This is a genomic window from Citrobacter sp. R-1.5.2 (genome assembly GCF_035064245.1).
Classification (GTDB): domain Bacteria; phylum Pseudomonadota; class Gammaproteobacteria; order Enterobacterales; family Enterobacteriaceae; genus Citrobacter.
Window position 1 is genome coordinate 422,988 of the sequence record NZ_JASEYC010000001.1, and the last position, 12,895, is coordinate 435,882.

Here is a 12,895-nt window from a genome sequence, read left to right on the forward strand (position 1 = left end):
GGCGGTTTTTTGTTTTATACAGACAGGATTTTAGCGATGCGCCAGTTCGGCGTGATCGTCGCTGTCCAGAATCGTTTTATCGGTCTGTTTCAGCCATTGGCTGGTAAGCGTACCCGCGGTCATGGAACCGCTAACGTTCAATGCAGTACGGCCCATATCGATCAGTGGTTCAACAGAAATCAGCAGAGCAACCAATGTGACCGGCAGACCCATGGCAGGCAGTACGATCAGTGCCGCGAAGGTCGCGCCACCGCCCACACCCGCAACCCCTGCGGAACTGACGGTCACGATACCCACCAGCGTGGCAATCCACATTGGGTCCAGCGGGTTAATACCGACAGTCGGTGCCACCATCACGGCCAGCATCGCCGGGTACAGACCCGCACAACCGTTTTGACCAATCGTTGCACCAAAAGAGGCGGCAAAGCTGGCAATGGACTCAGGGACGCCCAGGCGACGGGTTTGTGCTTCGACGTTCAGTGGAATAGAAGCGGCGCTGGAGCGGCTGGTGAAGGCGAAAGTCAATACCGGCCAGACTTTGCGGAAGTATTTCAGTGGGCTAACGCCGTTAATACCCAGCAGGATGCCGTGTACGACGAACATAATGCCCAGGCCGAGATACGAGGCAACGACGAAGCTGCCCAGCTTGATGATGTCCTGCAGATTGGAACCGGCAACCACTTTGGTCATCAGCGCCAGAACACCGTACGGAGTCAGTTGCATCACCAGACGAACCAGCTTCATCACCCAGCTCTGCAGGGTATCGATAGCCGTTAATACGCGCTCGCCTTTTGGCGCATCATCTTTCAGCAGTTTAAGTGCCGCAACGCCCAGGAAGGCCGCGAAAATAACGACGCTGATAATCGACGTCGGGTTTGCACCCGTAAGATCGGCAAATGGGTTTTTCGGGATAAACGACAGCACCAACTGCGGCACGCTGAGGTCGGCAACTTTACCCACATAATTGGTTTCAATGGCGGTCAGGCGTGCGGTTTCAGCGCCGCCTTGCACCAGCCCTTCAGCAGTCAGACCAAACAGGTTTGTCACCAGAACACCCACCAGCGCGGCGATCAGCGTGGTAAACAGTAGCGTTCCGATAGTGAGGAAACTAATTTTGCCCAACTGAGAGGCGTTATGCAGACGCGCAACGGCACTGAGAATAGAGGCAAAAACCAGCGGCATAACAATCATTTGCAGCAGTTGTACGTAACCGTTGCCGACAATGTTAAACCACTGTACGGAATCTTTCAGTACCTGGCTGTCGGACCCGTAAATGGTGTGCAGGGCGAGACCAAACACCACGCCCATGACCAGACCGACCAGTACTTTTTTGGCCAGACTCCACTGTTTGTGGCGGGCTTGCGCCAGCACGAACAGCAGTACTACGAACACGATAATGTTCGCGATTAATGGAAAGTTCATCCCCGTTCTCCTGATCTTATTATGCGTATCACCATGTAATGGTGATTCTGTTGGCGCAAGATTAGCAGAACTGTGACTTGCCTCTTATATTCAAATGGAATTGTTTATACCTAAAATGACATTTTGGCTGTTTTATTAATCAGCCTGGTGCTTTATAAACCGATTAAACTGCATCTGTAGCGTGTTAATCATCTGCGATGACCAGCGCACTGCGCTGTTTTCCGGCATCGTCTGAGGCATCCAGATGGCCCAGGCAAACAGCGCCATGCACAAAAAGCGCTCCAGCTGATTTCCCTTCTGCGGGACGAGGATTGGCAGACGAAAGCGCCAGCGACAGGGCCAAAGCAGGGGAACGCCTGCCGGGGTCAGCATATCGGCCAGTATGTGACTGAGATAGCCCAACACCATACCTTGTAGCGCATCGGCCGGGATTATCCAGCTATCCGGGACTTTCAGGTAAAACGTGGCCAGCAGGGCAAAGACGGCCAGCAGGCTGTGTGTAAACCCGCGATGGCCAAATGCCCGGGCAATAGGCTTTGATATCCACTTCAGCCGCTGCCCAAGCAGGGATTTCGGGTGATCGATATCGGGCAGCAGACACGTTAGAATGGCCGAAGGCACAATATGCCACCAGTCACCCTGAGCGAGAACGGGTGTCAGCTCGGCATTTTTGGCAAATACCGCACAGGCAATAGAAAAAAGAAGGTGGCCTTCCGCCGTCATGATAAAACCCAATAAACTGTCAATTCATACAGTATAGGGGTTTTATACAGTAGGCGGAAGAGGTGACGTTGTAACCCTTTGTCACAAATGCACGATTAACGCGCCAACCAACCGCCGTCTACGGCAAGCGTGTAACCATTAATATAATCAGAAGCCTGGCTGGCGAGAAAAACGACCGGGCCTTGTAAGTCATCCGGTGTTCCCCAGCGCCCCGCGGGAATACGATCGACGATTTGCTGATTACGCGTACTGTCTTCACGCAACTGCTGCGTATTGTTTGTCGCCATATAACCTGGTGCGATGGCATTGACATTAATTCCCTGAGCTGCCCACTCATTAGCCAGTAGGCGGGTGATCCCAAGCACGCCGCTTTTTGATGCGGTGTAGGACGGAACGCGGATTCCCCCCTGAAAAGAGAGCATTGAGGCAATATTGATAATTTTACCGCCGTTACCCTGCGCCAGGAACTGACGCGCCACTGCCTGCGACAGAAAGAAAACGGATTTGAGATTCAGGTTCATTACGTCATCCCAGTCTTTTTCACTAAAATCCAGCGCGTCCTGGCGACGAATCGTACCTGCATTGTTAACCAGAATATCGACCCGACCAAATACCGCAACAGTTTGCGTCACGATGCTGGACAGCGCCTCCTGTTGGCTGAGGTCGGCCTGAATGGCCATAAAGCGCCGACCAACTGCGGTGATTTTTTCCTCGGTGTCATGCGGGATTTTGCGGTTTACGCCAACCACGTCACATCCGGCTTCAGCCAGCGCCAGGGCCATACCTTGCCCAAGCCCGGTATCACAACCGGTGACGATTGCGACTTTATCCTTAAGACGAAACGCGTCCAGAACCATGTTCACCTCAGCTATTTTTACTGTTAATGCATTGCGATAGCAGAAGGATAGAAGAGGTTGAACAAAAATACAATAAAATTGAAACGGTGTTTTAATTTTATTGGTCAAGCAAAGAAAAGGGCAATATGGTCATTGCCCGGAGGGAGATTAACCGTGAAGATGCCCGGCAGTGAGCTCCGTCAATGAGGCCAGTTTGACGTCGGCAAGCACAAAACGGGGATCATCCTGATTTTCATGGGCGGGGACAACAATTGAGCGCATTCGAGCGGCTTTCGACGCAATCATCCCGTTCACGGAATCTTCCAGCGCAACACAAGATAACGGGGATACCCCCAGCTTCTGGGCACAATCGAGGTAAACCTGCGGGTGCGGTTTGCTGTAAGGTAATTTTTCTGCCGAGGCCAGTGCGTCAAAGCTATCGCGCAGATCAAACATGGTCAGCACTTTTTCCAGCATATGCAGCGGTGACGCGGAGGCCAGTCCTACCAGCATCCCCTGGGATTTGCATAGCGCTACAGCTTCACGTACGCCCGGCAACAGTGGTCTTGTTTCTTCTACCAGCGCAATGGCCCGTGTAATGATGCGTTCCGTCACCTCCTGACGAGAGGGACCGTTCCACGGTTGCTGTGCGAACCAAAGATCAACAACCATATCGATACGTAAACCGAGCGTATCGGGAAGTTCATGGCGGCGGGTGATATCTACGCCTAAACTTGCAATCACATCCAGTTCAGCCTGATCCCAGAGCGGTTCTGAATCGACCAGTAATCCATCCATATCGAAAATTGCAGCAAGAATTTGACGCGGGGTTGACATCACAACCTCTCCTTTAGGGTGATAACAGGGATTAAGAGCCCACCAGAACGAGCTCTAAGCGTTCATTATGGCTAATTTGGCAGTATACCGCCTTTAAAGATCAGGCGAAAACGGTTATCAACGGGTAAACTTAGGCCAAAATGACACGTCTTTATCAAGGGGAACTCATGACGTATCAACAAGCTGGACGCATTGCTGTCTTGAAAAGGTTGCTGGGATGGGTAATTTTCATCCCGGCGCTGATTTCAACACTGGTTTCAGTACTGAAGTTTATGTACGCGCACAGCGAAAAGCAGGAAGGGATTAATGCAGTCATGCTCGATTTTGCCCATGTGATGATCGACATGATGCGTGTGAATACGCCGTTTCTTAACCTGTTTTGGTATAACTCGCCGACACCGGATTTTCAGACCGGACTGAATCTTGTTTTTTGGTTGATTTTCATTCTGATATTCATCGGTCTGGCATTGCAGGACTCTGGCGCCAGAATGAGTCGTCAGGCACGTTTTTTACGCGAGGGCGTTGAAGATCAGTTGATTCTGGAACAGGCAAAAGGCAGTGAGGGGTTATCGCGTGAGCAAATTGAGTCGCGTATTGTTGTGCCACACCATACGATCTTTTTACAAATCTTCCCGCTCTATATTTTGCCGGTGATCGTTATCGTGATCGGCTATTTCTTCTTTTCATTACTGGGCTTTTTGTAAGTCCGCTATTATCAGGCCTGGACTGCGTGAAGCATCAGGCCTGATAAACAAAGCCGCCTTCGGGCTATCTGTACGTTAAGCAGCCAGTAACCTTTCCATCGCTTTTTGCGCCACCACCAGGTGCTGCCCGCCAAACAGAATTGCCCGATTAAGCAGCGTATACAGCTGATAGATAGGCTGCCTGTCGAGAAAATCTAACGGTAGCGGCGAGACAGACTGATAACCGTCATAAATCTGCGGTGGCTGATCGGTATGTAACGGCAACATTGCCAGATCGCACTCTCTGTCGCCCCAGTAACAGGCAGGGTCAAAGATGTAAGGGCCATTCGGTCCGAGTGCACAGTTTGCCGACCACAAATCGCCGTGCAGGAGAGAAGGCTGTGGCTGATGGGAGGATAGTCGCTGCTGAACGTGATCGACAATGGCGTCAATATTGCCAAACGCGATACCTTTTTCCGCCGCAAGTTCCAGTTGCCAGCCGATGCGTTGTTCGGCGAAGAAGGTTGACCAGCGACGCTGCCAGGCATTGGGTTGCGGTGTAGTGGAGAGTGCATTATCGAAGTCGAGGCCGAACTGTGGCTGATCGCTCCATTCGTGCAAATGTGCAAGTTGTTGTCCGAGAATAAACGCGTTGTGGGCATCAAGCGGGCGGGGAGGGAGGAAGTCCATAACCAGAAAACTGTAATCTCTGTCGGCACCCACTGCCCAGACTTTGGGAACAGAAACGGTTTGACTCCGGGAAAGCAGTTCTAACTGGTCTGCCTCCGCCGTAAAGCCAGACAACAGCTCTCTTTCATCACATTTGACGAAAAAATCGCGCCCCGCATAGCGTAAATGCCATGCGGCGTGGATCTCTCCGCCGGGCAGTTCATTACGCAGTTCGATTTCGCCTTCACCTAATTGCTCGCTTAAAAGACGACTGATAGCCTGCCACATGATGTCTCTCCCCATGTTGTCTGCCAGATCATAAGGTTAGCGCAAGAATGCGGTAAAAAAACACGAACTGACGCACACCGTAGACGCGTCATCGCTGGAAAGGCACTTATTGTATGTCGTGCTTCCACACCTCCCTGAGAAATGACGACTTTCGGTTTAACATGATTCACTTCTTTGTAATCACGTGATTTTTTATCATAGACGCATAATACACATGTCGACAGTTTTGTCGGTAAATCCCCCTTAATGCTTGATAAGGGGGATGGTGTAATCACTGGGCAAGATACGAATATATTTTTTGCGTATCGTCCAGCGCGCACAGACGAGTGCCCTGATTCAGCGTTGCTGCGCTACCCGCAGCGACGCCAAAACGCACAATCTCTTCAAACGGGGCATTTTCTGCCAGTTTCAACGTCATCGCGCCGACCATACTGTCGCCTGCGCCAACGGTACTTTGGCTTTTCACCGGCGGTGGGACGACCTGGACGCATGTTTCTTTATTGACGCCCAATGCCCCTTGTGGCCCAAGAGAGACCACAACGCGAAGCGCTTTGCCGCTTTGTATAATCTCCTGTGCTGCTTTGCGAACGTCATCGGGTTGTGTGAGTTCGCGTTTCACCAGTGCACTCAATTCTTTGAGGTTGGGTTTTACCAGTTCGATACCGCCGATGGCTAATGCCGCTGTCAGCGCCTCACCAGAGCTATCGACAATGCAGCGAATACCCTGTTTTTGTACGGTGGTGATGAGCCGTGTCAGTTTTTCTATTTGTACACCGGGCGGCAAACTGCCGCTAATGACCAGTATCGCACCCGATTCAATTTCCAGTACCTGATCCTGCAGTTGGTAGAATTCGTCATCAGTCAGCGTGGCACCGGGCATGACAAAACGATACTGCTCACCGCTGGATTCGACGTGGACATGGAGATTTTGTCGGGTCCAGTCTTTGGCTTCGATAGTCGAGACGGGAACATTTTCGTCGGCAAGTAAAGAAACTAAGTGCTCGCCAGTCGCACCACCGACCGGAAAGATGGCCGTTGCAGTTCCGCCAAGATGTGCAATGGCACGGGCGACGTTGATGCCTCCACCGCCAGGTTCAAAAACCGGTGAGGTACAGCGAAGTTTACCTTCGGGGTAGATTTGTGGGGTGATTGTTGCGCTATCGAGAGAGGGCGCAAGTGTTAACGTATAGATACGTACCATCTTTACCTCCTGTTAGGCTGACCCCAGTCTGGCACTTAACGTCACGAAAGTGAAGTAATTAACAACATGATTTCTCGCAGCTTTATTTAAAATTCTCGTGCCAAAGATATATAAATAAAATAAAGGATTAAGAACGCTCTTATTCAAAAAATGAAATAAGAATTTATTGCTATGTTATTCGAGTCTTTTTATAATTTGTTACCTTTCAAGGGTCTTTTGTCATTGATCCACATGAAAGTTTCCGAGACCGTTATGGTCTCTTTTTTTGTTGTACGGACTCTTTATAAATGAAGCTTTTGAAGACAGTGCCCGCAGCAGTATTGCTGACGGGGTGCGTGTTTGCGTCAATGCATGCCGCCGCCGATGATTCCGTTTTTACTGTCATGGATGACCCTTCCAGCGCGAAAAAACCCTTTGAAGGTAACCTGAACGCGGGATATCTTGCCCAGTCAGGCAACACAAAAAGTTCTTCTTTAACCGCAGACACCACCATGACCTGGTATGGTCAATCTACGGCGTGGTCTCTGTGGGGAAATGCCAGCAACACCTCCTCAAATGATGAACGTTCATCTGAGAAATATGCTGTAGGTGGTCGTAGTCGTTACAACATGACTGACTATGACTATCTCTTTGGTCAGGCCAGTTGGTTAACAGACCGTTATAACGGATATCGTGAGCGTGATGTGCTAACGGCCGGTTATGGTCGCCAGTTTCTTAATGGACCGGTGCACAGCTTCCGCTTTGAATTCGGTCCTGGTGTACGTTATGACGAGCACACTGATGGCACCACTGAAACGCAGCCGTTAGGTTATGCGTCCGGGGCTTATGCGTGGCAGATGACGGACAACACCAAGTTTACGCAGGGGGTGTCGGTATTTGGTGCCGATGATACAACGCTGAATTCTGAAACGGCTTTGAATGTTGCTATCAACGAACACTTTGGATTGAAGGTTGCGTACAACGTGACCTGGAACTCCGAACCGCCGGCAACCGCGCCGGAGCATACCGATCGCCGCACGACGGTTTCGCTCGGCTATCGGATGTAATAGTTAGCTGGGCCAGTTAAATGGCCCGGCTTTTATAAATTAACGTTAAGTACTTTTATTATCCTAACCGCGCTTTATTTTTGATGCTTTTCTGACATCCCGCATTTTTAGACGCTTTCAATTTAATGAATAAATAGGCTGTCCTGAAAATGGCATTTCAGCATTACCGTCATAATTAAACACAATTAACAGTCTGTAGAATATATTTGCTCAGGTTGGCATAGTACTTCTGACGTTTAACCCCAGATCATGGCTGCCCAGCGTAGCATCAGCATTGCCGCACAAATAACCAGCAGTATTACAACTATCTTCCCGTGTTTTTTGGCAAAACGATTTGTTGGCATTGTTCTTTTCCTGCCCAGGTCAGACCATTCGACTTAGTGTAACAAAGATAGAAGGGTGTCCGTGAATTGATTTACATCATGGAAAGCGCATTGATTGCAGCTTTGATCGGCTCGTAATGCCGTGTACACTGTCAAACGGTGTTATCAAAAAACGGGCGTAGGTCCAGCGTTGCCTGTCAGGTGACCTGTGACATATTTCGCAGAGTGAAGCGGGAATCAGCCCAGACCTTTTTGATAATTTTAAATATTGAATCTTTGTATGTGCTCTTACGTGTGGGGCACCACTGCAAATAAGGATATAACATGCCTGTTATTACTCTTCCTGATGGCAGCCAACGCCATTACGACCACGCTGTAAGCCCCATGGATGTTGCGCTGGACATCGGTCCAGGTCTGGCGAAAGCGACTATTGCTGGCCGTGTTAACGGTGAGCTGGTAGATGCTTCCGATCTGATTGAAGATGATGCGAAACTCTCCATTATCACCGCGAAGGATGAAGAAGGTCTGGAGATCATTCGTCACTCTTGTGCGCACCTGTTAGGGCATGCGATCAAACAACTTTGGCCGAACACCAAAATGGCGATCGGACCGGTTGTTGACAACGGTTTTTACTACGATATCGATCTTGACCGTACGTTAACCCAGGAAGATGTCGACGCGCTCGAGAAGCGGATGCACGAGCTCGCTGAGAAAAACTACGATGTCATTAAGAAGAAAGTCAGCTGGTACGAAGCGCGCGAAACCTTCGTGAAGCGTGGTGAGACCTATAAAGTCTCTATTCTTGATGAAAACATTGCCCATGATGACAAGCCTGGCTTGTACCATCATGAAGAATACGTCGATATGTGCCGTGGTCCGCACGTGCCGAACATGCGTTTCTGTCATCACTTCAAACTGATGAAGACCGCAGGGGCATACTGGCGCGGCGACAGCAACAACAAGATGCTGCAACGTATTTATGGTACTGCATGGGCCGACAAAAAAGCCCTGAATGCATACCTGCAACGTCTGGAAGAAGCAGCCAAGCGTGACCATCGCAAAATTGGTAAGCAGCTTGACCTGTATCATATGCAGGAAGAAGCACCGGGTATGGTGTTCTGGCATAACGATGGCTGGACTATCTTCCGCGAGCTGGAAGTTTTTGTTCGCTCGAAACTGAAAGAATATCAGTATCAGGAAGTTAAAGGTCCGTTCATGATGGACCGTGTGCTGTGGGAAAAAACAGGTCACTGGGACAACTACAAAGATGCGATGTTCACTACCTCGTCTGAGAACCGTGAATACTGCATTAAACCCATGAACTGCCCGGGCCACGTTCAGATCTTTAACCAGGGTCTGAAATCCTATCGTGATCTGCCGTTGCGTATGGCTGAATTTGGTAGCTGTCACCGTAACGAGCCGTCAGGTGCGCTGCACGGTCTGATGCGTGTACGTGGCTTTACTCAGGATGATGCACATATCTTCTGTACTGAAGAGCAGATTCGTGATGAAGTTAACGCTTGCATTCGTATGGTCTACGATATGTACAGCACTTTTGGCTTCGAGAAAATCGTCGTCAAACTGTCCACTCGCCCCGAAAAACGTATCGGCAGCGATGAAATGTGGGACCGTGCTGAAGCTGACCTGGCCGTTGCGTTGGAAGAAAATAACATCCCGTTTGAGTTCCAACTGGGTGAGGGCGCGTTCTACGGTCCGAAAATTGAATTTACCCTGTATGACTGCCTCGATCGTGCATGGCAGTGCGGTACTGTACAGCTGGACTTCTCCCTGCCGTCCCGTTTAAGCGCCTCTTATGTTGGCGAAAACAACGAACGTCAGGTGCCGGTTATGATTCACCGCGCAATTCTTGGGTCTATGGAACGTTTCATCGGTATCCTGACTGAAGAGTTCGCCGGCTTCTTCCCGACCTGGCTTGCGCCGGTTCAGGTTGTGGTCATGAACATTACCGATTCTCAGTCTGAATACGTCAACGAATTAACGCAGAAACTACAAAATGCGGGTATTCGTGTAAAAGCAGACTTGAGAAATGAGAAGATAGGCTTTAAAATCCGCGAGCACACTTTACGTCGTGTCCCTTACATGTTGGTCTGTGGCGACAAAGAGGTAGAAGCAGGCAAAGTTGCCGTGCGCACCCGTCGTGGCAAAGACTTGGGCAGCCTGGACGTAAATGAAGTGATTGAGAAGCTGCAACAAGAGATTCGCAGCCGCAGTCTTCAACAACTGGAGGAATAAGGTATTAAAGGCGGAAAACGAGTTCAAACGGCACGTCCGAATCGTATCAATGGCGAGATTCGCGCCCTGGAAGTTCGCTTAACAGGTCTGGAAGGCGAAGCTTTGGGTATTGTGAGTCTGAGAGAAGCGATCGAAAAGGCTGAAGAAGCTGGAGTAGATTTAGTTGAAATCAGCCCTAACGCCGAACCGCCAGTTTGTCGTATTATGGACTACGGCAAGTTCCTTTATGAAAAGAGTAAGTCTTCTAAGGAACAGAAGAAAAAGCAAAAAGTTATCCAGGTTAAGGAAATTAAATTCCGTCCTGGCACCGACGATGGCGATTACCAGGTAAAACTCCGCAGCCTGGTACGCTTTCTGGAAGATGGCGATAAGGCTAAGATCACGCTGCGTTTTCGCGGTCGTGAGATGGCCCACCAACAGATCGGTATGGAAGTGCTCAACCGCGTCCGTGACGATCTGAGTGAACTGGCAGTAGTCGAATCCTTCCCAACGAAGATCGAAGGCCGTCAGATGATCATGGTGCTCGCTCCTAAGAAGAAACAGTAAGGCCTTCAAGTAGCAATGTCTGTGGAGCCTGCGGGTTCCACAGCCGTTGTTCGCCTACGTTTCGTTTATTAACAATGCGAAGTGGAAGTTATTAAAATGCCAAAAATTAAGACCGTACGCGGTGCTGCTAAGCGTTTCAAAAAAACCGGTGGTGGTGGATTTAAGCGTAAGCACGCAAACCTGCGTCATATTCTGACCAAAAAATCTACTAAGCGTAAACGTCACCTGCGTCCAAAAGGCCTCGTGTCTAAAGGCGATCTGGGTCTGGTTATCGCGTGCTTGCCGTACGCATAAGCCGTTAACGTTTAATTCATTTTTTTACTAAGAATATAGAGACAGGAGAGCACATATGGCTCGCGTAAAACGTGGTGTAGTTGCCCGTGCACGTCACAAGAAAATTTTGAAACAAGCTAAAGGCTACTACGGTGCGCGTTCTCGCGTATACCGCGTTGCCTTCCAGGCTGTTATCAAAGCTGGTCAGTACGCTTATCGTGACCGTCGTCAGAAAAAGCGTCAGTTCCGTCAACTGTGGATTGCGCGTATCAACGCAGCAGCACGTCAGAACGGTATTTCTTACAGCAAATTCATCAACGGCCTGAAAAAAGCCTCTGTTGAAATCGACCGTAAGATCCTGGCTGACATCGCAGTATTCGACAAAGTAGCGTTCACCGCTCTGGTCGAAAAAGCGAAAGCAGCTCTGGCATAAGCCGGTGAAAAGAGGGAGCCTGGCTCCCTCTCTTTTATTTGTAGTTCAATCAATTGGTTGACAATTTATCCGTAAGCCTTTTCAATAAAGGTTGTCCGGTTTTTACCACACAAGGTAACGCAAGCATGAATGCTGCTATTTTCCGCTTCTTCTTTTACTTTAGCACCTGAACTCAGGAGGCTTGCGCGTGAAAGAAGAAACGGAAAACAGCGCCTAAAAGCCTCCCTGGTGGAGGCTTTTTTTATACGCGTCATCCTTCAAGTTGTCTCTGTGTTGGCTGCATTCGCTCTTTTGCCGCCTTGATACAACTTGAATGATTTTGCGTATATACGAGCGACTAGTGAATATCGCAACATAACGAGGAAAACCATGTCACATCTCGCAGAGCTGGTTGCCAGTGCAACGGCCGCCATTAACCAGGCTTCAGATGTTGCCGCGTTAGACAATGTCCGCGTCGAATATTTGGGCAAGAAAGGGCACTTGACCCTTCAGATGACAACCCTGCGCGAGCTGCCACCAGAAGAGCGCCCGGCAGCAGGTGCGGTAATCAACGAAGCCAAAGAGCAGGTACAGCAAGCGCTGAACGCGCGTAAAGCCGAATTAGAAAATGCTGCACTGAACGCGCGCCTGGCTGAAGAAACTATCGATATCTCCCTGCCGGGACGCCGTATCGAAAATGGTGGACTGCACCCGGTAACACGTACTATCGACAGGATTGAAAGTTTCTTCGGTGAGCTGGGCTTTACCGTGGCAACAGGTCCAGAAATTGAGGACGATTATCATAACTTTGACGCGCTGAATATTCCTGGCCATCACCCGGCGCGTGCCGACCACGATACCTTTTGGTTTGACGCAACGCGTCTGCTGCGTACGCAGACCTCCGGCGTGCAGATCCGCACCATGAAAGAAAAACAGCCGCCGATCCGCATCATTGCGCCGGGCCGTGTATATCGTAACGACTACGATCAGACGCACACCCCGATGTTCCATCAAATGGAAGGCCTGATCGTTGATACCAATATCAACTTCACCAACCTGAAAGGTACGCTGCACGATTTCCTGCGTAACTTCTTTGAAGAGGATCTGCAGGTTCGTTTCCGTCCTTCTTACTTCCCGTTCACTGAACCTTCTGCGGAAGTTGACGTCATGGGTAAAAATGGAAAATGGCTGGAAGTACTGGGCTGCGGTATGGTTCACCCGAACGTGCTGCGTAACGTCGGTATCGATCCAGAAATTTACTCCGGTTTTGCCTTCGGCATGGGGATGGAGCGTCTGACCATGTTGCGTTATGGCGTTACCGATCTGCGTTCTTTCTTCGAAAACGATCTGCGTTTCCTCAAACAGTTTAAATAAAGGCAGGGT

General features: G+C 49.9%; 15 protein-coding genes and 1 other annotated feature. Of the genes, 8 read left to right on the top strand and 7 right to left on the bottom strand.

Going from position 1 to position 12,895, the window contains the following annotated elements; all coding sequences use genetic code 11:
• Nucleotides 1-30 precede the first annotated feature (30 nt).
• The 4 genes from tcyP to hxpB form a co-directional block, all read right to left on the bottom strand.
• Entirely contained in the window at nucleotides 31-1,422 is a 1,392-nt protein-coding gene (tcyP, locus tag QMN38_RS02040; protein WP_137383368.1) for a cystine/sulfocysteine:cation symporter, read from the bottom strand.
• Between the two features lie 135 nt (nucleotides 1,423-1,557).
• Nucleotides 1,558-2,145: a metal-dependent hydrolase gene (locus tag QMN38_RS02045; RefSeq protein WP_170974385.1), complete on the bottom strand. Its 588-nt coding sequence runs from the start codon at nucleotides 2,143-2,145 to the stop codon at nucleotides 1,558-1,560.
• A 95-nt stretch (nucleotides 2,146-2,240) separates the two neighbouring features.
• A complete protein-coding gene (kduD, locus tag QMN38_RS02050; RefSeq protein WP_271441128.1) occupies nucleotides 2,241-3,002 on the bottom strand; it encodes a 2-dehydro-3-deoxy-D-gluconate 5-dehydrogenase KduD in 762 nt (253 codons plus the stop codon).
• Between the two features lie 147 nt (nucleotides 3,003-3,149).
• Nucleotides 3,150-3,818 (bottom strand): hexitol phosphatase HxpB, encoded by a 669-nt coding sequence (gene hxpB, locus QMN38_RS02055; protein WP_271441127.1) that lies wholly within the window; start codon nucleotides 3,816-3,818, stop codon nucleotides 3,150-3,152.
• A gap of 167 nt (nucleotides 3,819-3,985) precedes the next feature.
• On the opposite strand from hxpB, the gene QMN38_RS02060 reads away from it, so the two are divergent.
• Entirely contained in the window at nucleotides 3,986-4,522 is a 537-nt protein-coding gene (locus QMN38_RS02060) for a YniB family protein (RefSeq protein ID WP_048211877.1), read from the top strand.
• A gap of 75 nt (nucleotides 4,523-4,597) precedes the next feature.
• Here the strand turns inward: QMN38_RS02060 and QMN38_RS02065 are convergent, their stop codons facing one another.
• The gene (locus QMN38_RS02065) at nucleotides 4,598-5,458 is read right to left on the bottom strand and encodes a fructosamine kinase family protein (RefSeq protein ID WP_101741711.1); all 861 of its coding nucleotides are present in this window, start codon (nucleotides 5,456-5,458) and stop codon (nucleotides 4,598-4,600) included.
• Between the two features lie 271 nt (nucleotides 5,459-5,729).
• Nucleotides 5,730-6,659, bottom strand: coding sequence for a 6-phosphofructokinase II (gene pfkB, locus QMN38_RS02070; protein ID WP_323604379.1), 930 nt, complete (start codon nucleotides 6,657-6,659; stop codon nucleotides 5,730-5,732).
• A gap of 287 nt (nucleotides 6,660-6,946) precedes the next feature.
• Here pfkB and QMN38_RS02075 point away from each other — a divergent pair, with 287 nt between their 5' ends.
• Complete coding sequence (locus tag QMN38_RS02075; protein ID WP_137383363.1) at nucleotides 6,947-7,705, top strand: DUF481 domain-containing protein; 759 nt, start codon at nucleotides 6,947-6,949, stop codon at nucleotides 7,703-7,705.
• A gap of 236 nt (nucleotides 7,706-7,941) precedes the next feature.
• Here the strand turns inward: QMN38_RS02075 and yniD are convergent, their stop codons facing one another.
• Nucleotides 7,942-8,049, bottom strand: coding sequence for a small membrane protein YniD (gene yniD, locus QMN38_RS02080; RefSeq protein WP_204525063.1), 108 nt, complete (start codon nucleotides 8,047-8,049; stop codon nucleotides 7,942-7,944).
• 303 nt (nucleotides 8,050-8,352) lie between these two features.
• On the opposite strand from yniD, the gene thrS reads away from it, so the two are divergent.
• From thrS to pheS, 6 genes are all read left to right on the top strand, one after another.
• Nucleotides 8,353-10,281, top strand: coding sequence for a threonine--tRNA ligase (gene thrS / locus QMN38_RS02085; RefSeq protein WP_271440754.1), 1,929 nt, complete (start codon nucleotides 8,353-8,355; stop codon nucleotides 10,279-10,281).
• A 3-nt stretch (nucleotides 10,282-10,284) separates the two neighbouring features.
• Complete coding sequence (gene infC, locus QMN38_RS02090) at nucleotides 10,285-10,827, top strand: translation initiation factor IF-3 (protein ID WP_048997935.1); 543 nt, start codon at nucleotides 10,285-10,287, stop codon at nucleotides 10,825-10,827.
• 96 nt (nucleotides 10,828-10,923) lie between these two features.
• On the top strand, nucleotides 10,924-11,121 hold the full coding sequence (gene rpmI, locus QMN38_RS02095) for a 50S ribosomal protein L35 (protein ID WP_003030583.1): 198 nt from the start codon (nucleotides 10,924-10,926) through the stop codon (nucleotides 11,119-11,121).
• A gap of 55 nt (nucleotides 11,122-11,176) precedes the next feature.
• On the top strand, nucleotides 11,177-11,533 hold the full coding sequence (gene rplT / locus QMN38_RS02100) for a 50S ribosomal protein L20 (protein ID WP_003030578.1): 357 nt from the start codon (nucleotides 11,177-11,179) through the stop codon (nucleotides 11,531-11,533).
• A gap of 120 nt (nucleotides 11,534-11,653) precedes the next feature.
• Nucleotides 11,654-11,778, top strand: a sequence feature (Phe leader region).
• Nucleotides 11,659-11,703 (top strand): pheST operon leader peptide PheM, encoded by a 45-nt coding sequence (pheM, locus tag QMN38_RS02105; protein WP_001386830.1) that lies wholly within the window; start codon nucleotides 11,659-11,661, stop codon nucleotides 11,701-11,703. Its footprint overlaps the feature before it by 45 nt.
• A gap of 124 nt (nucleotides 11,779-11,902) precedes the next feature.
• Nucleotides 11,903-12,886, top strand: coding sequence for a phenylalanine--tRNA ligase subunit alpha (pheS, locus tag QMN38_RS02110; RefSeq protein ID WP_137383362.1), 984 nt, complete (start codon nucleotides 11,903-11,905; stop codon nucleotides 12,884-12,886).
• The last annotated feature ends 9 nt before the right edge of the window (nucleotides 12,887-12,895 follow it).